We start from the raw sequence: 22,544 nt of genomic DNA, 5'->3' as shown, positions 1-22,544 counted from the left end.
CCCCCGGCCCCGCAAGCACCGCAGGCACGAGGAGCGCAGCGGTGGTCGCGGGATGCCGAGCGGCCGAGGGCTTTCAAGGAGAATGTTCGTATGCCCGCAGCGACACCCCGCGTTCCGATCAAAATGTGTCTGAAATATCAACCACGAGAGCTTCTCGTTCGGCTTCTGGTGGATAGTGGCACTATCACGAGTGCACTTTCAGGCGGAGTTATTCTTTTTCGCGGAGTCAACTGCGGTCTCTAAATCCTGTAGCAGCTCCTCGGCATCTTCGACTGACACCGACCGGTGGATTGGCCCGCGGCGGCCGTTGACTGTGATTAGAATTGCGCCGTTCTTTTCTTTGATATTCACCATGATTCTAGCAGTGTGTCAAAGAGTGAATAGGCTTCGGGTGATCGAACTCTAGCCAGCGCATCCTCACGACATTACACTTGAGGAGACGGTATCGGATTGCTTCTCCTAGAAGGTCCTCTCAATACATATTTTCACTTTCACTACGGTTGGACTACTTATAAGACACATCTTGAGAATATTCAACGCTAGTGCTTGGTATTGGGGAACTGATCGCGTCGAAAGCTATTGGACAGACCGTAAAAACGGTCGTGCAAAACATTCTGTCTAAGCTAGGACTTGATCTTGGGGAGGATGATGACGACCGAGAAGAGCGGAAGGAATTAATCCATGCTCTCGCGCGAGCACAAAAAGAACAGGCCGAGGCTCGCCAAATGGCAAATGCCGAAAAAAGGGACAAGGAGGCTGCTGAAGAACGACTTGAACAGCAAAAACGTGTCCTCGACCTTATGGAGCGAAAGGGATACGACCGGGAAATGCTGGTCGAACGATATCAGGAAGAGAACTCTCTGTCAATAATTCTTGTTGCTGCCGCCGATAAGGGTGAAGACAGCGAGAATACGTATCTCAAAGATAAGCTCAATAACGAATACAATGCGGAAGCTATTGCAGGGGCTTTGAAAATAATCCCTCCAAGTCAAGTACCTGAATCGGTCGATAGCGATAGTGATGTTGAGCAGTGGGCAAAAGATCTGGTCGACGAACAGCCCAACAATGGCCTCCCATCTGGAATCTATTTTGCCACACGAAAGAATATTGACGAAGTCTACTCGGCTATTAACACTGAAGAGTTCGATAACGGGTGGAAGACAGCGTCAGAGGTAGTTGACGATATGTTGGGCGTAGACGACCTCCAAGGTCTGATAAATTCTGCCCCGGTTAGCCCGATTTCTCTTGTTCGAGATGGGGACATCCATTTTCTTGCTCACGGTGTTCTCTCCCCATCGCAAATCGATTCAATCGACCGTCAACAAAAGCAGATTGCATCTGAGCTTGGCGACCCTGATCTACGCGTTCTAGCAGAAGATATCTCTCAGGAAACGATGGAATCAGCGTTGGACGGTGTCGTCAACACCCCGGATAAGGCTGCAGACGCACTCTTAACTGAAGCCAAGAGAATACATCAACAGTTGCGGGAGTCGAAGGGAATCACATCTGTCCAATAGTAACTCGGCTGCTTCCCCGTTAGTTGACACAGCCGACATCCTTTCGGACTCAGTGAGGAGGAGACCGTCTCGGTTCCCGAGAGACTGCGTCTCCCGAGACCACGGCGCGAGTCGCCCTGAACGTCCCCTGAACCCGTAAAGTTCGCAGGCATGAGGACCGCAGCGGGGTTCCAGTGAGCGAAGCGAACAGGAGCAGGTGAGACGCAGTCTCACGTAGTCGCGGCATGCTGAGCGCTGGGAGAGCAAAACTCTCCCGAGCTAACGGGCGGCGTCGTCGCCCGTGAACGGCCGAGGGCTTTCATCTGTTGTGCCTACGTCCTTGATAGAGTCAACTCTGCGTTGCAAAATACCGAAGTGATTTATATATTGGTTCGCTAGTATGCAACAGTATGCTCACAGAAGGCGAGGTTCGCGCCCTTACTGCCCTCCACGGTGAGCAGACGGTCTCTGAACTCGCGACGAATCTCGATCGGAGTCTTAGCTACACGTCAGAACTCGTCGAACGCCTCGAAACGGCTGGCCTCGTCGAGGCACGCCGACAGGGGAAAACAAAGCGGATTCGACTGTCGGACGCAAAGGCCCTCGAGTTACTCACGAACCTCACACAGCAGTATTCACACATCGACTGGCCGGAGCTGTTGTCAGGGGCAGCCCTCCGTGTGTGCTACTTCCTCGATACCCCACGGACTGCGACCGAACTCGCACGTCGCGCCGACGTCCACCGAAGCACCGTCCACCGTACACTTGCCCCGCTTCAGCATCGCGGACTCGTCTACCAAACCGACGACGGGGCGTACGCACTGAACGACGGCTTCGAACAGCTGAGCGTATTCGCTCGTGAGCTTGCCCATCACGTCCACCGTCAGACTGTCGAAGAACAGACCGACACCTACACGATTCTGTGGGAGTCTCTCGACGAGTTCCTTGTGCAGACGACGATTGAAATCGCTGACGAACACTTCATCCCGACAGGCCCAGACCAGTTCCAGCGGTACGGCCTCCCGTTGTTGGCACGTGACCGTCGGTACTACCTCTATTCGGAGGCGACGAGCGAGCTCTCCCCGGAGATGTTGTGCTGTCACATGCTCGTAATCGATTCGGGCGCACGAATGCAGTCATACTGTCTACTCTTGCTCAGTCACGTCGACGTCGACCGCGACGAACTTCTAGCCCAAGCCACCAAGTACGGCGTCGACGACGTCGTCGACGACCTCTACATGTATCTCGACACCAGCGGTGCCCAGCGGACGTCCCGACTTCCCGAGTGGGAGGACTTCCAGGAACTGGCTGAGGAGTACGAGGTGGCTCCATGAGGGCGCGATTCGATAGCGCATACATCCGCTCAGAACTCGAGCGCATCGGCCAGCAGCTGGACAACCCACTTACTGTCTTCTTGATTGGCGGTGGGTCGATGGCCTTTCGCGGACTCAAGGAGACGACCAAAGATATCGACCTCATCGTCTCCTCCGGCGACGATCTGAGTCAGCTACAAGCGGTGCTCCTCGAGTTGGGGTACGATATCGTCCGGGAGCCGGACGAAGAGTACGAAGAACTTGGTGCCCAGCGAATCCTCGAGAACGATGATGGGTGTCGTATCGACGTCTTCAACCAGCAGGTGATCGGCAAGCTGATTCTGTCTCCAGGTATCCGTGAGCGGAGCGAACAGTATCTCGACCCAGGGAATCTCGTGGTCGAGCTCGTGAGTCCAGAAGATATCTTCCTGTTCAAAGCGGTTGCCGGTCGGGTGGACGATATCGAGGATATGTTCTCGCTGATGCAGACCGGCCTCGAGTTCGACGTCGTCGAAGCAGAACTCGAGATGCAGGTCGAACTCTTGGAGCAAGAGCTGTTCGTGACGTACGTCAACGAAGCGTTGACCGATCTCACCGACCAACACAACGTGACGACGCCGTTGCACGGCCCCGTGGCGGAGATCACCGAGCACGTCTACGAGGAGTTGGAGGTGCTGCACGCGCTTGACGAACCGAAGTCGGTAGCTGACCTGCAACAGGAGCTTGACTGGCCTGCAGCGGACGTACAGAAGATTGTGAGGCGGCTGGAAGAGAAAGACGCCGTCGCGTTGACCGATGGGCGCGTAGAACGTCGCTCAATGACGGTCTGAGAGCACAGATCAACAGTCGAATTGAACCGCCGCGGGAAACGTGATTCGGTTTAGGTTACTTGATAAACGCCATCATACGGCAAGTTTCACCTTCCGGAAGCTCGTGCCGTCGAAAACCATCTCATAAAACTCGACAGGCGGGGAATCGTCATCTTGGCTGCTTTCGGTGAGAATCCGCATTACCTCAAAACGGTCTTCAAGGCTAGTCCGTAGGCCAAATACAACTCCTGCAAGTTGGGATAAATCATATGTGACTTTCCGATGAGAATCTTCTACACCTAATAGATCGGGTAACACCATGCGTATTTCTTGTTCATGTTTCCACTGCTCCAGTTTCGTCGTTGACATACTGTGGAAGTGATCCCACAGGTTTTCACGCCAGGAATCTTCGTCCTCCAAGATCTCGTCCACAATTGGGCTGGTATCTCCGTCCGGTGTGGAATGCCATGCCGACATGAGCTTCGGACGTGGAAGTGTACCTAAGAACTGAAAGAAGTCCACCTGGGGTGGAGGGGATTCATAGTCAACAGCGTACAGCGGCGCTTGAATCTGCCCAGTTATGGGTTCCGAGCCCTGCCATCCGGTCCTTCCATTCACAGTAAGCTCTGCCCACGACCCATCGGATTGGCCGTCTGTGTGGAACATCAAAGCAGCGCCTCGGTGTTCGTCTGCATACGCAGCCCACATGGACGGACTTGTGCACTCCTTGGAAAAGCATAACGTGTGCCAATTCGGATGGATGAGCGAATCACAGATTTGCCTAACGTATCGGCCAGGAAATGACGCGAACAAGAGGATTTCTTTCTTTGTGTGCAGTTCAAGCTCGTCGACTTCAGTCTCCAACGCCCGCTGTAGGAACGTGTGCGAACCGAGGGGGCCAACGTGCGATGCGATGAACTCTATCCCTGGTGCTTCGGCCTCCTCATCCATGGCGGCAGAAAGGCCATCTAATATTTCCACAACGGTGTCTGAGTCTATTGAATTCGTGACCTTGGGCCACGTTTCAGGAATCATATTTGAATTCCGCAGTGTATCCAATACAGATGCGAGCGCCGAATGATGGATAACCGACAAGAACAGTTGCAGGCTTTTCCTCTTCAGCGGCTTTGGCAGGGAAGCTAGACTTGAAGGGATTCTTTCAAATCCTCCCTCATCGAAAAAGGACTGACAAACGGAATTGAATTGCTGGCGATAATCATCGGTAGGGAGGTCGTCACGGGTTAGCTTGGGATCTATAGCATATTCATCAAGATCTTCGTCATTATCAGAGAGCCTGCAGATTATGGCCGCCCGATGGAGATTCAACAGATAATGCCGGAGCAGATTCTCCCACAGGACTTCATCCCCTTCCCAAAACACATCCTGATATCCCTCAAGTGGATCGTTAAAGTACCGCGGTGAGGAAAGTGCCAATTCCTGTTGCTCAAGCTCACGATATTTTCCGATTAAATTCCTCATTGGGCGAAACCGGTAGACAATGGTCATACCACCCTCATCCTAGTGTGGCTTCTAACGCTTTGCGGTGGGGCGAGCGGTTCATTACAACTCGGGGTAGATGCCGGCGGGTCAAGTTGACGGAGATACAAACCTCAGGGTGCTCGTTGCGAGTTGGAATTTAACAAGCAGCCGCACTGCTTAGCCAGGTCACTAGCCATTCACCTTTGCTATCACCTTTCGTAACGCGATGAGTGGTAGGCGCGTAATCAATATTCAGCGCAGCCCAAGAAATTATCAGAAGATGAGTGTTTCAACAGAGCCGTCTCCACCACTTTCTGACCGACTACGACTCTGTATCAAGACTCACTAACGAGATGGTCGTCTAGGTCCCGCGTCCAGTACGCCGCTGGCCCACCGGGACTACATCTCGCACACAGCTGTAGTGGGCCTTCCAGGTGGCCGAGTTCGACACGGAACCGTGTGAGGGCTGCAAGCGCATCGACGACGAGACCACAGCTATCGCAGGCGTAATGGTCACGCTCGTCGGGACCGGGATTCGATTGGATCGCGCAGTCGACGCAGATCGGGTGTGTGACTCGTTCGTCTTTTCCCCAGGTATGTGCCTCCCCCGCGTCTGTACCGGGAACCGCATCGCAGAAGGCACAGCCAGCAAGTGTCTGTTGCATCACTCTCCTCCCTCGTCGGTGTCGCAAGCGGCGGTCCAGCCTCGATGGAAGACCGCGAGTTGGAGTATCGAGTCGAATGCCTCGTCGCTTGGCTCGTGGACGAGGACCCGTTCGTCGGGGATGGGAGTGATGACGTCGTCGTCGACGAGGTCATTGACCAGAGAATGGGCTCTCCTCTCGTCAATATCCGCTACCGAGACGCGGGCGGCATCTTGATCCTGTGCGACGAGTTCCGCTTCAAACTGTTCGTGGTCGGCTGATGCATCGTCGAGTGCGTCTGTACCGGGCATGGGAATCACGTCGGCGCGAATCTACGCGCCTCGGCCTCTCAGGCGCGGACAAACTACTCGCTGCACGCCGTTAACCAACACTGCGGAAGACTGCAGTTCTATGTTGGTTAACTCGTGGGGGCTCAGAACTGATGAACGGGCTTCACGTGGAACGTGTCTGGGTCAGTGTTCGGCGTTTCGTCGGTTCGATCCAAGGAAGACCGCAAGAGTCGGTTGACCAACTCTTCACGAACCGCTTCACGGCTGACTGTCGTTTCGTGCCAGCCGAGACGTTCGTCGAAATACCGCTTCTTGAACCGCTGACCGATGTCGTCGACGGCGATGAACTGTGTCCGCTTCACGCCCGCTACGCTCGTTGAGACGAACTCGGCTCCGACGTCTTCGTGGGTGAGTTCGACGAGTGCGCACTCGACGAATGAGACGATGCCAGTCGGACTTCTGTTGTGAGGGAGCGTCAGTTCGAGATCTGCCCACGGTTCTTCGCTCGGTTGCTCAGTGTGCTCACTAGGGAGTCGTGATCGCTGTTGCTCGTGTTCAGAAGACATGGTTGTTGAGTGGGTGCCTACGACAGCCCCCTCGTCCCTCTCGGGGGCGACAAACTCCATCGCGGATCGCACTCCCATCTAGTGAGTGAATTCTGATATATCGGCTAGAGACGGTCGTCGTTTGATGGCCCTTCGGCCGGAGAGAGCCAGCGGCGTTTGCACCGGTGTACCCTAGCCTTCCTTTGGATGATTTGGAAGGTACAGAGTGGATTATGACCAGCCCAGATTAGTTTATAGTGGTGTCGGGCAGTTCTCAGGCGGTAATAGGGTCCTCGACGAACCAGAAAATGCGGTGGTTGGGAAGAATTGTGCTTGACGGTGGGGTGAAACACTCGATTTCGGGGGTATTGGTGCTCTAGTGTGAGCAGGCTTGGGCAGCATCTAACCAAGGAAATTGATGGCTCGTTTGATGCCTCTGCAGATGACCTCCCCGTCACTCTCGAAATCAGGCGATACAAGCTCTGAAAAGTGCATGACGGGATTTTAGACAGGGTTGCGCACTTCTCTCAGAGATATATAGATACTGTGGTAGGTTTCTGTGGGGCTAGGGTCTGAGTCGTTGCTGAAATCCCAAACGAGCGCATTATGAGAAATGGTGCTGACTTGAAAATCTCAGTACCAGTGAACTCTGGTTTTCGTCGTACTATCGGTTGTCGTGCCCTACAGCTGTCCGTGGGGATAGCCCCGGTGCATCGGATTCAAAGAAGTCTTTCTCTATGAGTTCAGATTTCACTTTTCGACCGAGCTTTACCTTCCCAGGAACGAGGCCAGCCGATCGAATGAGATATTTGAATCTGGGATTTTCGGCCATCCGACTAGCCTCTGCGTCTCGTCGTCGATATCGGCGCTCGTAATCGACTATCAGCTCAATCACCAGCAGCGCGATACCCTCGATTCGTTTCTGGTTGCCGAATACTGTGAGATCTAATAGTAACATCCCGCGAACTGCATCCGCTTGCAGGTGTCGTGGAACGTCCAGCTGATTACAGTAGGCCTGCGTAATCCGCTTCTTGTCGATTGTCGCTAACCGGGATGCTTGGTTTCCATCTGATGGGTGTCGTCCTTCTTGATGCAGTGCGAGTCGTGTCTCAGGAACTTTGAATCGAGCGAACCGACTGGCCTTCCTTCGCTCTGCTTCGACCCCAATCGACGTTGCACCAATCGGCTCGTAGCCAACTGACCACGGACTGAGTTCCACGTCCCATGCCGGCGGAAGATCTGCAGCAGCGTCATCTGGCGCGTCTGTTCCTCGGTAATCGAGTGGCGGGTGCTCATCGCTTGCCTTCGAGGTCTGCTGGTTGTGCGTTATGGATCTATCTCGATAAGCCGCTTCCTCGTCGTCCAGTTTCGGAACCCGAACCACCCGACGCATCTGCTACAGCGTTCCGTGTCACCTCTCTTTAATATACCTGCAAGTCATCGAGATTACCCCCCTTCTACCCTTCAAAATCATTCAGTAACTCATATATAACTTATAAGTTGATTATCTTTTATATGTCTTTCAGCAACAATACCATCACATGAGGGAGACGGTCGGTGACGGCCAGTGGCCGGAGCAGACCCTACAATTGCATCGAACCATTTGGTTCGGAGCGTATTCGACTGCTTTGAGAGCATTGTCGCCATTAGGCGACGAGAATTAGTACCATTGCAATTCGAAGCGATGCTCCTTCGCTTAGCGTATGGTATCGTGCGCGAATTCGCGCCCGCGTTCAACCCCTTTGGGCTTCCAGCCATAGCGGAGATGCAGACTCTTACTCGATTCAGGGACCTACGGTCCCACTGAGAACCCCTACAACGCGTCAACAGTGCTCCAGGAGAGCAATTAGTAGCGCGTGTTGAGTTGGGGTTTGAGGACCGACTTCCCCCTCGAGATTGATGCGCTGTTCGTCTACTGGTGAGTGGCAACGCTGTCCAGGCGACGAACGAAGCATCGGAGCTAGATTATCATGAGTACGAAAAACCTGACCTTCGAGCACTGCCTACCGACGATTACGAACCACGCTGCTGAGCAGTGGGAAAAGCGAGTCCGCGTTGACGAGCCTGAACCACTGGCGGCCGCGATCCACGATACCTTTGAAGTTGATTCGCTGGTTGACGGCGATACGGCATTCTACCACGCTGAGTACGACATGCTGCTGGTGGTGAAGGCGTGGCACGTGGTGACCGTGCTGTATGCGGATCACGACCGGATGGACACGACGAGTATGCGACGGTGTGAGTGTGGGTGTCTGGTGGATCTGTTTGAGCACGATGCCTGCCCCCGCTGTGATGACCCGGTCGACGGAAAGATAACTGTCAGTGGGGGGTGGTTCTGATGGCAGTTCGACAGGGTCGGACACGGCTCAACGAGATGGACGGCTCCGGTGACAACGTGTTCGTCATCGCAACGGTGACCCACATTCAGGACCTGGCTAGCCACAAGCCCTACCAGAAGGGACTGCTTCGTGACGGATCGCTATCGAGTGACGATGTCCGGCCGTTCGTGGTGTACGATCCAGATATCAAGCTGGAAAAGGGTACCCGGTACAAGCTAAACGGTTTCGATCACCCGTATGAACGCTTCGACGAGATTCAGCTGCTGCTCGGCGAGGGTGCCTATGTGGAGGCATTCGAGAAGTGAGGGGTCACTACCCCCCTTTTCGTCAAAATAGAGGCGCGGGAGGTGGACGAGAACTCTTTTTCAACTAATTGCCAAATTGAACGCCAGAGATACCTCGCCCTGGACGCGAGTACCGATGCTCAAAGCTAGAATTCCTCTCCCGTAGACCCGTCTTCATCCAGTTGGTCATACATTTCATCCGGGAAGGGAAGGCTCCCCCAGATCGAGTAGGGGCACTGCTCCTGGCCGATGCAGTACCGCTGCATATCGTCGTTGTCACAGTTCATCGGAAGCGGGGTGTCGCCTCCAATGGTGTTCGAGAACTCGTAGCGAATCTGGTAATCGGTGACCTGTTCGTCGTACCAGGGCCACCGCGAGAAGACGTCCTTGAGGTCTGCGACAATCGTCTCGAGGTCACTATCCTGGTACTGGGGAAGCCACATCACCATCCGGGCGAAGTTGTACAGGTCCTTTCGGACCGGCTTCTTCTCGTGGAGGCGCTCGGCCATATTCGCCATACAGGGAAGCTCGAACAGGTCCTCGATTGCCTCGACGTCGAGGGTCTGGACGCCACGTGAAGACTCCTGAATCCGATAGTGGTTCGTATTTCCGTGCTCTCGAATGGTCAGGCTCCGGTGGTCGCGCTGGGATGCGAGAAGGTTTCCGAGACTCCGAGGACTCGAGATGCGATTACACACGTCTCGCTTCCAGCCCGCTTCCGGATCGTACGCCTCCACTGCTTCAAACAGCTCCTTCGCCGAGTGGAACTCCCCCAGTGAGACGACCTCGTCTGGAGCGTCTCGAATCGCGTCCCGGAGCACACGGATAGTTCGTTCACCCGGGTTCCAGTCTCGCCAGATTCGTTCGTGGTGTCCCGTCTCGATGAAGCGGTCGATACGTTCTGTGATGGCTGACTCATTCGTCGTTAGCCACGTCAGCTGGTCTTCGGAGAGGTTCTCCTCTTGGACTCGCAGGAGCCTCTTGAACGCACGTCTGGCGTACTCGCGATACTTCGTGTCGAAATCACCGACCGGTACGTAGAGGCAGTTGTTCTTGATGCGAGTGTGCAGTTCTCCGGTCTCTCCTGGCTCGGGGTCGGCGTGAACGAGACAGTCCCTCGACGCCGCAGCCATCGGGATTTCGAGATACAACCCCTCACCAAACTCGGGCATCTCCTTGATCCCTGTACAAACGCGACCAGGGTGCGGACCATCCTCTCCGGGGTCTTTCGCGTACAGCACCTCTGCGATATCCTGTTGGAGACTCCCATCACCGAATTCTCGAAGGAGGGAGGCGAGATTGTTGACGTAGAGCTCGCGAATATCGTAGAGGACCTGCACCTTTCGCGGTGGGGCGTGCTCGAACTTCGGGTGCGCCTTGACGCAGACTGCGCTCAACGTCGCGAGAACGGCGAGCGTTCCGGGCTCGTCGACGAAGGGTTCCTCTGCGGCGTTGGCCCTGACGTCTTCTTTGAACGCCGCTGTCCCGAATCGCTCGAGATCGTTCAACAAATCTTCTGGTTGCTCTTCGTCGTCGACGATATAGCGGTTGTAGCCCCGCGTGAACAGCTGGTTGACGCAGCTCGTGCCGTATTCGAGCGGGAGCGTTGCAACGCGATAGGCGGCACGCTCGTCCTCGACAGGCGTCGACTGAGTCATTCCTTGACCATCTCCGGTGTCGCAGACCGGATGTCGAAGGTTGGGCTCTCAATTGGCATGACGATGCTACAGACGTCAGCGTGCAACGAGTAGGGCAGTCGGGCGACTCGACGACGGTCGGCGGTGACCACTGGGTCGATGGGAATCTCGTAGGTGTCTTGCAGAAGGTCGTTCAGCACTTCCCGACTCTTGGCGTCGTACCCATGGGATGGATCACTGTCGAGGAGGTAGACGTGGACGCCCTGGCCGCTGTACACAACGATCGTCTCCTCGGCGTTGAAGTCGTCCTCGAAGATGTCTCGCACCTCGAAACCGTACTCGATGGCCCGTTCGATATCCTCGAAGGCATACGGGTAACCTGCTGGCTCTGCGTCGAGAATACCCGTGGAATCGAGCAGTTCCTCACTGTCTCCCGAACCATCCTCGTCCGACACTGCCCGTGTTGCTCGCTCTCGGGCGATTGTTTTCGCGTCGATATCGATGAGGAGCACCCACGGTCGTTCCCAGTGATCGAGGGCGTAGTAGACCGCATCAGGACGTGGGTCTGGTTTGTCGAGCAGATCAGGATCGGCGAGCGCGAAGTCGCTCCGCCCAAGTGGATCGTTCCGTGCTGGATGGCGGATGAACTCGAGGACGTCGTCGAAGTCGTGGAACGCTGCCGTGGTCCGGTCACCTGAGACGTTCGTCTGCCACGTATCTCGACGGATGAAGTCCTTGTCTGGGACTCCGTCTTTCCGTACCGGGTGTGGCTCCTGAAACGCGAGTGCGTACTGTTTCGGCCCCTTCGCGGTGATGAACGACGGGAGTTCGTCGACGTACGAGGGGAACTCCTCTGCATAGTACCTGTAGATCTCTTCGCGGGTTGCGTGGCGCCACGTCATGTGTTGTACTCCTGGTCAAGTTTGTTGAAGCTCCGAATCGTCGTCAGCCCAGCCGCATCGAACGATTCAACGGCCTCTCGAATGTCCGAGAAAGACCGGGCTGCACGCCCGCTCACGCTGCTTTCTATCCGGTCGGCTTCTGCGAGACGGTCCAGCACCTCGACGGCCGTCTCGCGTCTGTTGAACGCCCAGACAGCGTTCGCGTCCGCCGTGCTCTGCTTGTCGTAGTCGTCGACCGGCGCGTGTTTGTTGTTACTCGCGAGTTCGGCTTCACCGACCCACACGAGTTCCCCGTCAGCATCGAGACCGACAACGTCGAACACCGTCTCTTCATCGTACTCGTAGTACGGCTCGACCTGTGCGACGTCGTCGCGGGAGTCTAACCACAGTTCGAGCAGCTTCACACCGACCTTGTGCGGTGTCTTCTCACCGATGTCCCCCTGACCAGGACCGACCTTGAGCTTCTGACCGAGGAGTTCTCGCCCTGCCGGGAGGACGGTGTAGTACTTCCGACCGCACGCTCGACCTTCCTCCAGCAGGTCTTGCTCGACGAGCCGTTGCACATCCAGATCCTCAAAGTCGTTCTTGAACGAACTCATTGAATCCAAGAGTCTGTGATTTGGTGCGTCACCATTCATCACTTCGAGGATGCGGGTTAGGAATCGGACGTCGTCGTGCGTGAGTCCGCGCCGCTGGAGTTCGTCATCTGGAACGGTTACACCACCTGCCTGTACTGGTGACGGCCCATTCTCTTCGACAGTTGTCTCCGCTTCTTCACTGACTGGTTCTTCCGGCTCAGTTGCCCCGGAATCTCCAAACAGCGAGGTTGTGTCCGCGTCTCTTTCTTCCTCCTCTTCAGCGGCCGCCGAACCACTGGTTGCCTGTCCGATGAACGACGACTGCGCCGAGTCCGTAGGGCTAGTCGAGTCTACGGATGTCGAACCTTCGTCGTTCGGTCTACTTCCCCAGCCCTTGTCTTCGGCTGTCTCCGATTCGCTGGTAGTCTCTGCAAGCCCATATCGGGCCTGTGTTCGCTCCGAAAGCCGTGGGAGGGCCACGGTCTCGAAGTGGTCCTCCTGTTCGACAGAGAGTGGCTCGTCGCTCTCTGGATGGCCGGCTGCTATCGGGAGTGGCTTCACCGAGAACGGGGCCGGCCCCGTCTCCCCGAATGACGGACTCGGGAGTTGCGCGATCCACTCCCCGCTGGGGAGCGTGTTGATACGATTCCGAAGGTCGGTCGGGCTCAAGTCTTCGTGGGCTAGCGACTCTGCGAGGTCGCGCTCGATGGAAATGTTCCCGATGAGCTTCGTCTTGATGTTGTTGAGGACCTCGTCGTAGGCGCGTTCGCTCCGATTTCGGACCTGCCCGGGGAACTGCATCACCAGTCCCATGCTCAGACCGAACGACCGCCCTTGTGGAAGCAACTGCTCGGAAACGAGTTTCGTTGATGCGACGGGGGCTGCCTCCTCGATGATGAGGTTCGTGAGGTTCTCGTAGTCCGTGTTCCCGTCACGTCGACGCACCTGTACTGCGTCCCAGAGGTTACTCAACAGGAGGAGTGTGATCGCTCGCTGTGCCTCCGGACGTAGATCTCCCAAGTCGAACAGGATCGTGGCGTCTTCGTCGAGGAACTCGCGGAAGTCGAATCGGTTGTCAACGTACTCTCCGGTATCGTCCTGTTCCGGGACGTGGCTGAAAATCCGTCGCAGGTGTGCGTCCTCTCTGAGCTTATCGAGGCGGTTCCCGACGGCGTCCATCGACACCTGAAACCGGTGGTCATCCTTCGCGAAGTGCCGTGTGAGCGACTCCTCGACGTTCCTGTTGTCTGCCGAAACCGGCGGGACAGTCCGCTCTCGCTGCATCCGGAGGGCTGCCGCGAAGAGATCGTCTAGGCCGAAGACGTCGTCGTTCCCGTACTCCTCGTCGAAGAGGGCCTTGATGAGGTAACTGAGAATCTCGTTGGCGACGAACGCCTGTCCGTACTGCTCGCGGCCCATGATCATCCGCAGGATGTCGTGGAAGTGGTCAACCTTGTCCTGGATGGCGTCCTCGCGGTTTCGCCCGGCTTCGAGCGCGGGCCGGATATCGAAGAAGGAGAACGCGGGGACAGTCTCCGGGACGCGGAACTGGTAGACGTCGTCTAGCCCGTTGAAGCGGTCGTAGTGACAGCGAAGGTAGTTGGCACACATGCCGTCGCCTTTCGGATCGACGACCACAACGGGGCCGCCGGTCGTCTCACGGAGGGACAGCGCATCGTTGATGATTGCCTTCGATTTCCCGCCGCCGGTCGATGCGAACCGGCCGTAGTGCGTCGTCAAGAGCTTGGGCGGAATCCGAATCGGGTCCGGTTGGGGAGCTCCGTTCTCATCGAGCGCATACCCAATCGCCATCCCCTCCTGAAACTGCTGAATCAGGTCCGGATTGGGCCACGGAAGTGGGTTCCGACTTTGCTGTTCAGCGCGGGTTCCGCGTGTCCCTTCTACTGTGAGTTGCTCGGAGGAAGGAACCAAGACGAAGTTTGCGAGTTCCGTTCCACTGAGGACGAAATCAGGCTGGGTCTTGCCTCTCCCGGTCGTAATCTCTCGGTCAAGTAGCCGCCGGAGGGCAGTCCGTGCGTTCTTCTCCTTCGTCTTTTCTCGGAAGCCACCAGCACGGAGTCGTTCTCCCTCGACTTCGTAATAGGGGCCGTCAACCGGGTCGAACACGGGACGAAGTGAGTTCATCTGGGCCGCGAGTTCGTCGTGAGATTCGTCGTCGGTCGGAACACCGATTGCCCTGATGTTGGCAGTGTACGACCGCTTGGGATTCTTCGCGTCGATGTACTCGATGCGCTTGGCGACTGACTCGCTGAGCTGTTTCTCGTCCTGATTGCTCCGCTGGTCTTCGACCTCGAGGAAAGAGCCCACGACCTCCTGGAAGAAGGTGTCCCGTCCGTCGACGAGATCCTCTTTTCTGACCTCTGCGTCGGACTGCCAGCTCGCCCGACGCTGGAACACGACCTGAAACGCCACGGGTGAGGCTGCCTCCATCAGGTGGTCCACTAGTGACGCCAGTGTCGCACCGGGCTGGTCGACAGCCACTAACCCGTCGTCGCCATCGCCAGCGGCGAAGGGCGTCAGCGATGTCATCCAGTCTTTCTTCCGGGTGGCTGAACCGGACCAGCGCACGCCAACTGGCGAGATGGCGTCGATGGTAGGCCGAGCGAGAATCGTTCCCTCCGCAGTCTCGGTTGGCTTTTCGAGCGTCGTCAGTGGCTTCTCGTCCGGGATTGCACTCGGTGGTGCAAGCTTGAGGGCGATCCCACCGACCTCGACGAAGTGACCAGGGGATGCATCGACCATGGCACCTCCATCTGCAAATGGGGAGGCTTCAGTCGCCGCCGCGTGATTTTGATCACGGTCCTCGCTGTCGAGTTCGTACTGCTCGCCGGGGCTGAATTCGTACTGCAGATGCCCTGCTTCGTAGTGTTCGATGAACTCGGCTCGTGTGAATTCGACTGGTTGGATGAGCCGAGCGGCCACGTCGACGTCGACACGCTCGATGTCGAACGTCTCGGGGTAGATCGAACGGAGCCGTTTTTCCAGTGTATCGCGATGCTCGTCGACGCCGTAGAAGAATTCGACAGGGTCGTCCGCTCCCTCACTCAATGCGAGAAACTCGAACCTCGGCGGTGTCTTACTGTGGAGCGGGTTCAGCTTCTGCGCGAATCCCGTCATCTCTGCCGTCGTCAGTTTGTGCAGGCTTTCGAGGACTCGAGGAATTCCCTCGGGTTCAAGCTCCTCGGATGTCGGCGTGACTCGGAGATATTCACGCATCGTCCTCCCCCTCCATCGCCCCGCCATCAGGTTTTGCAGAGGCGGGTTCGGCTTCTTTCGACTGTCCGTTCGTGGCCTGTTGTTCCAGCTCCTCACGGAACTGCTGTACGTCCGTATCGACCGCCTCCTCGCCAGCGCCGGGGAGTGACTCCCGTGTCTGAGTCGTCGGGTCGAAGTCGATGACTTGCTTCTCTTTGGGCATCGCTTCGACCTTGATACCGCGCCACTCGCCGTCGACGCCGACAAGCGCCTCGGAGAAGCCAGCGTCCTCGTTTCCGGGGACTGCGTCCTGCACGTAGCGCATCTGTGCGTAGTTCAGGCCGAACTCGTCGGCCCACTGCTCGTCCATCCCGTCTAGGCGATGGAACTGCTTGACGGCACACTGATCGAGGATGGCCTCGGATTCAGCGTGCTCGAAGAACTCGTCGACGGTCTGCGTGACGAGCCGAATCGAGAGGTCGTGGTGGCGGTGATGGCGAAACACCGTCTCGAGGAACGCCAGGCTCGCGGCGTCTTGCATGATGTAGCGTGCCTCGTCGATGACGAATACGACCTCCTTGTCAGTCTCTTTCGCCCGCTCGTACACGAGCGAGATGAGCAACTGCATCGTCATCGCCGTACTGCTGTCAACGCTGCCCTCCTGTTGTGCAAGGTCAAGGTAGATGACCTTCTCGTCGCGGATGTCGAACTCCGAAGACTTCCCGAGGTTGTCGTGGCGGCCCTCCTCCTCGAAGGGGCGAAGCTGGTCGAGAAGCCACGTCGCGTCTTCGCGGATCTTCCCGGCCTCCTCATCGGACCGGACCACGAACGACTCTGCGTCGTCGACCATGTCCTCGAAGACGTCCATCATGTCTCGGATGGTCGGACTGGGGTTGCTGTGCGTCGAGATATCGTCGGTGATGTCGTTGCGCTTGTAGGCCCGCTTGAGCCCGAGTTCGAGCGTCGTCCGGCGGTCACCGAGTGAGATACCACGCAGTGCAAAGAAATTCGTCAGGAAGCTCATGGCGTCGTCGAGCTTCTCGTTGAACGGGCTCGCGTCCTCGCCCATCGCCCGCTGGACGTGGTCGGGCGTCTGGCGAATCTCCAGGGGATTCAGTCCCAGTGTCCCACCGACAGTGATGCGTTTCGCTCCAAGTGCTTCGGAGACGCCTGCCCAGTTGTTGAGCGGTTCGAGGATGATGCCGATGCGGTCCTTACTCTGCTCGATAGAGCGGATGAAGTTCTGCTTCGAGCCGAACGACTTCCCAGACCCGGTATCGCCGACGGTGAACATCGCATACCCGTTGTCACGGGCGAACGGGTCGATGACGACCGGGCTCTGGTTGTCTTTGTGGATACCGAACTCGACCCCGCCCTCTTCGAGGATGGTCGCGTTATGCGGCGACGAAAGGAGTGCGCCGACGGCCCCACCGAGGGCGATTGACTCGCGCCCGAATACGTTGTCTCCGATGGGAGCGGCCGACTGCAGCGCGAGGTCCTGCCGACAGATCGCAGTCTTCGGCGTGAGGTTTGCCGGGTCGTCGCGAAGGGCGCTCTTGACCTTCTGGACTGAGTCCCTGAGGTCATCCTTGTCGTCGGCGCGAACCGTGACGAACATCCCTTGGTCGAAGACGTTCGCACCACTCTCGACGGCCTTGTATGTCGCAGCGGCTTCGTTCGCTCGCTCCTGGAGGTACGCACTGCGGACACTCTGTTCCAGATCCGCGTCAACCTGGAGGTCGTCAGCGATGTCCTGCAGTTCGTTCCGTGCCCGCTGCTGGTTCTTCGGGGTGATGTGCGCTGTGAGGTCGAACTCGACGTCGGTCAACTCGAAGAGGTCGCTCAGATAGCCGTCGTTCGGGTAGTCGGCGTAGTCAGCGATGTACAGCGTCGTCGTCCACTGCTCGCCAACCCGAGCGGCTCGTGTCTCCCACTCGATGGCTGCCGGCGCGGTCACTGTCTTGTGGGACTCGGAGATGTCGTCGAGGAGCTGTCCCTCTGCGTGCCCCTCTTCGAGCGTCTCCTCGTCGAGGACGTCCGAGAAGTCGACTTCGGGTTCCTCGTCGGCGGTGTGGCGGTCCCAGAGGAGTTTCCCGACGACTCCAAGGACCACAACCAACAGGAGGTAAATCGCCGCACCTTCGGGCGACGTTGGGTTCAGTAGCCACTCTGTGAGCTGGGTGAAGGGCCCACTCCCCGCCTGCAGGACGACGTTACGCATTGGTCTCATCCTCTCGGCGCGAGTGGCCGATGATCGGTTGCTCGCGAACAACACGCTCTGCTTCGTCGTAGTCGTGCTCTCTCCCGTTCCAGAAGTCCATGTTCAGGACGAACAGTTCGACCGTACTGAGTCGACGAGCAGACCAGCCAGAGGCCTGCTGGATGAACTCGGCGCGAACGTCGTTGACGCGGCTGTCCAGCTTCTCGAACATCTGCGCCCGCCGCTCGACATCCGTCAGGTCCTCACGACGGGTCACGAACGGATTGAACAGGAACCCGATGACGGGGAACTGCGTCAGTTTTTCGGCAGGTGTACCTTCGTCTCGGTATCTGTCGTAGACTTCGAGCGGCGTGACCTCGACGCCGATGTAGTAGCGGACCTGCTGGATACCTCGGTCACGCATCTCTTTGGGACGCGTCTCGCGGTACTCCTCGAGGAGTTCCCGGAAGATCGGGTTCTGCTTGACGTCCTCGTCGTTGAGCCGCTCCTCGATTGTCTCGGTGATTTGTTCCACCGGAAATGACTGGGTTGTCGCGTGGAGCTTGAGCTTCGAGTCGAGTTCCTTGTTGGCGAACTCTTCCCCGGCCTCCTGGAGCTGTGCCCAGTCGTCGGACATGGCGAAGTCCATATTCCCCGGGTCGATCTCGATGAACGCTTCCATCGTGCCGTCTGTCCGTTGAATTGCTCCAGCACCGGGCCACGCCCGCTTGACGTTCGTGAGGTCCTGCGTTCGCTCGTCCGGTTTGAACGGCGTGTAGTTCGCGAGACCGCCCTCGTTTCGCTCTGTCTCGTTCGTGGTACTCTCGGGCTCTTCTGGGGAACTGAACGTTACTCGCGGACGCTTGGCGTAGCGATAGACGTCCTTCGTCCACGTCCACGCGTTCAGGTGGTCGGGAGAGACGTAGATGACGGCAACGCCAAACCCGAACCCTCCTGCGACGAACGGGAGGGCGAGCGATTCGATTCCAGTGAGACCAGCGACGAACAGCCCGATGATCGGGAAGGCGATGAGCACGCCGACGTCCCCCTCCTCAATGTTGAGGTAGGGGATTCGACTCTCTTCGCCGAACTGGTCCATGATGCGCCGTGCGGCTGCGTCTTGATCCATCGACATGGGTGCTTAGTAGATTCCAGGGTCGTTCTCGGTCCGCCGGTACGACGGCGTACTGTTCTCTTCGTCACTACTCTCTCCTCGAGCTGCGGCCTTCTGCGCGACAGCGTGACCAGCAGCCGCCTTGGGTCCCCAACGGGCCGCGGTCGTCGCGACGCCAGCGCCACCGACGTACGCACCCGCTGCGACTCCACCGATGAGTGCCGCCCCCTTCGTCGCGCCTCCGACGACCTTTGCAGTCAGCGGAGTCGCGTACTTGAACGTCTTCCAAGTGAGATAGAGAGCGATCAGTGGTAGCGACGCGGCTACGAGGTATTTCAGAAATGCGCTACCGGGGGCAAGCGCGCCTTCGGAGTAGAGTAGATCGTATCCTTTGAAGACTACTGCTGCGGGGAGGGGAAGGACTGCGAGCGGCACGAACCGCTTGATGAATCCCATCGAGATATCGGAGAGGACGGGGATATTCCCATAACCCAGGGCGAACGCTATCGGCATTCCATACACGTACACGTAGAGGAGGATTTCTCGAATGTAGTAGAGGGCCTCAAGTGCCCACATCGAGAGTCCACCAACCAGAGCAAAGACGAAGGCAAGTGCTGGATTGCTCAAAGAGACTTCTAAGAAATTGAGCATCGCATCTCCTAACGAGCTGAGGCTCGGCATCAGAGCAATTGTGAACCCATCAACGATGTAGAGGCACAGAATGCTGACCCAGTACCACGTAATGATGAGGAAGGCTCCGACCCAGGCGGTTTTCTTCGTCCGCCTCGCTTCGTATGCGCTTCCAATGTTGAAAATTCGGATTGTGTGCCGTCCTTGAACACACATCAGCAACAGGAGTAACGAGATTAGCATAATCTCGCCACCAACTAGGGCGTCTTGTATCGCAGGCCACGGAGCATTGGAGGGTGTCCCAAATACAAACGTCCCATCCGTTTGTGGTGTCGGGGTTCCAAACATTTCCTCCGTGAGGGTATCATATCCGGTCTGCAGACCCTCCATGAAGAGGCCGATCAACCAGTTGACGACCTCTTTGAACCCCTCGAGGACGACGTCGATTAGATCAACCATAGTTACGATTCACTAATCGTTATTTCACAGTTGTCTGCCTCTGTTGAGGCCGAATACTGTATGTTGTAGTTCTTGATTAGCTGAGCCTCCTCTACTGGTGTTTCGAGGATGAGTTCGAACTCGCCACTCTGCTGTTCGTCTTTACACGAAGTCCCTGAGCCGGGAACGAACGCGAAGGGAGATCGAGAACTGTAAATCGTAACTTGGTCCCCTGCTGCAACGATGACCTCGCTCACCTCAGAATCAGACTGAGGATCGTAGATTCCGCTAACGTCTTCGTTGTTCGCATAATTTGTTCCTCCCTCGTCAGAGGGATACGGTACGTCACCGAGGAAGAGAAGTTTCGTAATCGCATCTGGGCCGCTACCCCGGTTCTCAACAGTCACGAATGCCTCTTCAGCAATTTCGTCGCTCGAACCGTCCCACATCTTCTCGGGTTGATTCCTGCCAATACCCATCTCTACAATGCTGAGGCTCGGTTGTATGGGAAGAGAAGTCTCCACCACACTCTCCTCCCCTTTTAGTGCGACCACGCGGTATTCGCCGGGCTGGTATGCGGTTCCGATCTCGAATGAGACCTGCTGGGCCCCTGCAGCCACGTCGCGCTTTCCGAACAGCTCTCCGTTCGGCTGGATGAGGTTGACCTGGTCGACATCGGCTTCTGCCGAGAGCTCGACGACGAGCGTCGTGCCCTCGACGGCGACTCGCGTGAGCGGCCCCTGGCTGTTTGTAGTGGCTGTCCCGTCACTGGGAGTTCCGGAGCTTCCACCGTCGTTCAGACAGCCAGCCACGCTCGCAAGCGCCGCGCCTGCAACTGTTCGGAGGGCGTTTCGTCGACTGATGTGTGGATGGTTTCTGGTCATGGATCTCGTTGGAAGATGTCTTCTGGGCCAAGCATTCGGAGAAGACGGCGTCCAGCGTAGAACATCACGAAGAAGGGAATGAACTGCCAGCCGGCCTCGAAGATGAACGCGAACCAGCCGTCGATGGTTCCGAGAGGATGCCACCGGGCGGTCGCCGTATCACTCACGTAGGCCGGATTGTGTCCGAGCCACGACCCCGGATGATATCGGACGGTGTAGATGCCGGGTTCAGTAATCGTCACGATGGCTACGCCAGAGACGTTGGTCTCGACCTCCCGGTTGGCGATGGTGATGTAGCCATCGCGTGGGCTACCCCCGATGGGATACCGGCGGGCGCTGTCGTTGAGGACGATCGGTGCGCCAGTCTGGTTGTCACGCAGTTCGATCCGGAGTGTCGCTTGTGACTGGTTTTGTTGAAGAACCTCCACCGTGAGGTTGCTGCGACGAAGCTGCCGCTCGGAACCGGCGTCGGGTTCGACGATAGATGCGTTCACACCGCGGACGATGCCCGCGACGTGGAGTGCTTCTCTGTCGACGTTCTCGGCACGGACGGCGACACCGTACGTCGTCTCGTAAGACTGGTTGACGACCTCGATGTTGACGTTCTCGCCGATGGTCCCCAGCGGAGAGGGACGTTTCGTGCCCCAGGTGTCGATGATTTCCGGGCCGTCGCGAACGGGTTCCGCACGCGGTCCGATTCGGGAGGGATACGCGTGGACGTACACGGGGAGTGCATCGGATTCGACTTCGGCGCTGTCGGTTCGATTCGACCTGACGAGCGTGTCCCAGTTGGTGTTTCGGGCAGTGTAGAATCGCCAGACACCGCGCACACTCGCGTTGCCCTCGTCGGTGAGAGTGTAGCCTTGCCACGGCCGAGACTGGAAGATGGCAACGCCTGCATCGCCGTTGGGGTACTCGGCGTAGTAGGGGTACGCAGAGAGGTCGTAGATCTCGACGTCGATCGAGTCCGAGACGTTTCGTGTCTCCTCACGGTAGACGACGTCGACGTCGGTGCTGTTCCCCACGTTAGTCCGTATCGTCTTTTTCAGCCGGACGTGGATCTCTGCTTCAAGTGTGAGGGTTGCACTCCAGTCGTCGTCGATCTGGTAGTCGATGGCCGGCGTGTGCGACCCATCGGTCCTCGCGATGGTTTCCCCGTCTTTCTGCAGCCGAACTTCCTCGATCTCGTGGTTCGTAAGCGACCACTCGACAGTCCTGTTCCCCGAGGAACTCCCGTTTGGAACACGGACGCGGTAATCGACGAACCCGCGCATCGTCCCATTCGGTGCGATGTAGAGCGGGGTTTCGCCGGACTCGAGGTGGCCCCGCGTCGACGGCTGAACCGCGAATACGGTTGCATGGGCATCCGCGATGAACACGCCATCTTCGAGCGATGCGTGGGGCGGATGAACGGACGTATCCGAGTCACCGGCGTCGAGATCCTCGAAATCGTTTCGGGTCCAGGTTGCGGCAGTCGCGGGCGGCCGCTTGAACGTTATATCCGTGCCATTCGCGAGCTGGTGGATGGCCGTCCGCTCGTCACCGTAGCGCTGGCGGTACTCCTCTTGACTGATGTAGTTATCCGCATCGCGAGACCAGAGGGTCGCAGATTCGTTCTCAGAGAGCCCATTTCCTTCCGTACCCGGCCGTGGTGGGCTTGCTGTGACGATACCCGTGACTAGACTCGTCACGAACAGGACGGCCATGAGCACGGAGAGCTCTCGTTGTTCCATAGGGGGCTCGCGA

Annotated in this window: 18 protein-coding genes; 5 read left to right on the top strand and 13 right to left on the bottom strand. The window is 57.4% G+C overall.

The features are described from left to right. Positions 1-198: 198 nt before the first annotated feature. A complete protein-coding gene (locus ACH9L7_RS20195; RefSeq protein ID WP_160163089.1) occupies positions 199-354 on the bottom strand; it encodes a hypothetical protein in 156 nt (51 codons plus the stop codon). Between the two features lie 188 nt (positions 355-542). On the opposite strand from ACH9L7_RS20195, the gene ACH9L7_RS20190 reads away from it, so the two are divergent. The 3 genes from ACH9L7_RS20190 (at position 543) to ACH9L7_RS20180 (ending at position 3,639) form a co-directional block, all read left to right on the top strand. Continuing rightward, positions 543-1,517, top strand: coding sequence for a hypothetical protein (locus ACH9L7_RS20190; protein ID WP_204365854.1), 975 nt, complete (start codon positions 543-545; stop codon positions 1,515-1,517). Positions 1,518-1,906: 389 nt separating this feature from the next. Next, a complete protein-coding gene (locus ACH9L7_RS20185; RefSeq protein WP_396614043.1) occupies positions 1,907-2,830 on the top strand; it encodes a helix-turn-helix domain-containing protein in 924 nt (307 codons plus the stop codon). Continuing rightward, positions 2,827-3,639 carry a DUF6036 family nucleotidyltransferase gene (locus ACH9L7_RS20180; RefSeq protein ID WP_396614042.1) on the top strand — a complete coding sequence of 271 codons (813 nt, stop codon included), beginning with the start codon at positions 2,827-2,829 and terminating at the stop codon, positions 3,637-3,639. Before ACH9L7_RS20185 ends, ACH9L7_RS20180 begins: the two co-directional genes overlap by 4 nt. 72 nt (positions 3,640-3,711) lie before the next feature. On the opposite strand, the gene ACH9L7_RS20175 is transcribed toward ACH9L7_RS20180, so the two are convergent. From ACH9L7_RS20175 to ACH9L7_RS20160, 4 genes are all read right to left on the bottom strand, one after another. After that, entirely contained in the window at positions 3,712-5,124 is a 1,413-nt protein-coding gene (locus tag ACH9L7_RS20175; protein ID WP_396614041.1) for a hypothetical protein, read from the bottom strand. 308 nt (positions 5,125-5,432) lie between these two features. Beyond that, positions 5,433-5,762 (bottom strand): hypothetical protein, encoded by a 330-nt coding sequence (locus ACH9L7_RS20170; protein ID WP_396614040.1) that lies wholly within the window; start codon positions 5,760-5,762, stop codon positions 5,433-5,435. Further along, a complete protein-coding gene (locus ACH9L7_RS20165) occupies positions 5,762-6,052 on the bottom strand; it encodes a hypothetical protein (protein WP_396614039.1) in 291 nt (96 codons plus the stop codon). Before ACH9L7_RS20165 ends, ACH9L7_RS20170 begins: the two co-directional genes overlap by 1 nt. Positions 6,053-6,174: 122 nt before the next feature. Beyond that, positions 6,175-6,597 carry a hypothetical protein gene (locus tag ACH9L7_RS20160; RefSeq protein ID WP_396614038.1) on the bottom strand — a complete coding sequence of 141 codons (423 nt, stop codon included), beginning with the start codon at positions 6,595-6,597 and terminating at the stop codon, positions 6,175-6,177. Positions 6,598-8,546: 1,949 nt separating this feature from the next. Here ACH9L7_RS20160 and ACH9L7_RS20155 point away from each other — a divergent pair. Continuing rightward, on the top strand, positions 8,547-8,915 hold the full coding sequence (locus ACH9L7_RS20155; RefSeq protein WP_089699234.1) for a hypothetical protein: 369 nt from the start codon (positions 8,547-8,549) through the stop codon (positions 8,913-8,915). Next, the gene (locus ACH9L7_RS20150) at positions 8,915-9,220 is read left to right on the top strand and encodes a hypothetical protein (protein ID WP_089699232.1); all 306 of its coding nucleotides are present in this window, start codon (positions 8,915-8,917) and stop codon (positions 9,218-9,220) included. The genes ACH9L7_RS20155 and ACH9L7_RS20150 overlap by 1 nt, the downstream gene beginning before the upstream one ends. A gap of 125 nt (positions 9,221-9,345) precedes the next feature. Here ACH9L7_RS20150 and ACH9L7_RS20145 read toward each other — a convergent pair whose 3' ends face one another. The 8 genes from ACH9L7_RS20145 to ACH9L7_RS20110 are packed head-to-tail and all read right to left on the bottom strand — an operon-like array spanning position 9,346 to position 22,531. Then, positions 9,346-10,857, bottom strand: coding sequence for a primase-associated protein (locus ACH9L7_RS20145; RefSeq protein WP_396614037.1), 1,512 nt, complete (start codon positions 10,855-10,857; stop codon positions 9,346-9,348). Further along, positions 10,854-11,738 carry a DNA primase gene (locus ACH9L7_RS20140; protein WP_396614036.1) on the bottom strand — a complete coding sequence of 295 codons (885 nt, stop codon included), beginning with the start codon at positions 11,736-11,738 and terminating at the stop codon, positions 10,854-10,856. The genes ACH9L7_RS20145 and ACH9L7_RS20140 overlap by 4 nt, the downstream gene beginning before the upstream one ends. After that, on the bottom strand, positions 11,735-15,553 hold the full coding sequence (locus tag ACH9L7_RS20135) for an ATP-binding protein (protein ID WP_396614035.1): 3,819 nt from the start codon (positions 15,551-15,553) through the stop codon (positions 11,735-11,737). Before ACH9L7_RS20135 ends, ACH9L7_RS20140 begins: the two co-directional genes overlap by 4 nt. Then, entirely contained in the window at positions 15,546-17,753 is a 2,208-nt protein-coding gene (locus tag ACH9L7_RS20130; RefSeq protein ID WP_396614034.1) for a VirB4 family type IV secretion system protein, read from the bottom strand. Before ACH9L7_RS20130 ends, ACH9L7_RS20135 begins: the two co-directional genes overlap by 8 nt. Then, entirely contained in the window at positions 17,746-18,867 is a 1,122-nt protein-coding gene (locus tag ACH9L7_RS20125; RefSeq protein ID WP_396614033.1) for a hypothetical protein, read from the bottom strand. The genes ACH9L7_RS20130 and ACH9L7_RS20125 overlap by 8 nt, the downstream gene beginning before the upstream one ends. Before the next feature lie 6 nt (positions 18,868-18,873). Further along, the gene (locus ACH9L7_RS20120; RefSeq protein ID WP_058827480.1) at positions 18,874-19,935 is read right to left on the bottom strand and encodes a hypothetical protein; all 1,062 of its coding nucleotides are present in this window, start codon (positions 19,933-19,935) and stop codon (positions 18,874-18,876) included. Between the two features lie 2 nt (positions 19,936-19,937). Continuing rightward, a complete protein-coding gene (locus ACH9L7_RS20115) occupies positions 19,938-20,798 on the bottom strand; it encodes a hypothetical protein (protein ID WP_396614032.1) in 861 nt (286 codons plus the stop codon). Then, positions 20,795-22,531 (bottom strand): hypothetical protein, encoded by a 1,737-nt coding sequence (locus ACH9L7_RS20110; RefSeq protein WP_396614031.1) that lies wholly within the window; start codon positions 22,529-22,531, stop codon positions 20,795-20,797. The genes ACH9L7_RS20115 and ACH9L7_RS20110 overlap by 4 nt, the downstream gene beginning before the upstream one ends. Between the last annotated feature and the right edge of the window lie 13 nt (positions 22,532-22,544).

Origin of the sequence: Haloferax sp. S1W (assembly GCF_044593955.1) — an archaeon.
Classification (GTDB): Archaea; Halobacteriota; Halobacteria; order Halobacteriales; family Haloferacaceae; genus Haloferax.
Note: the sequence above shows the minus strand (reverse complement) of the source record. Positions and strands in the feature narration are given on the sequence as shown.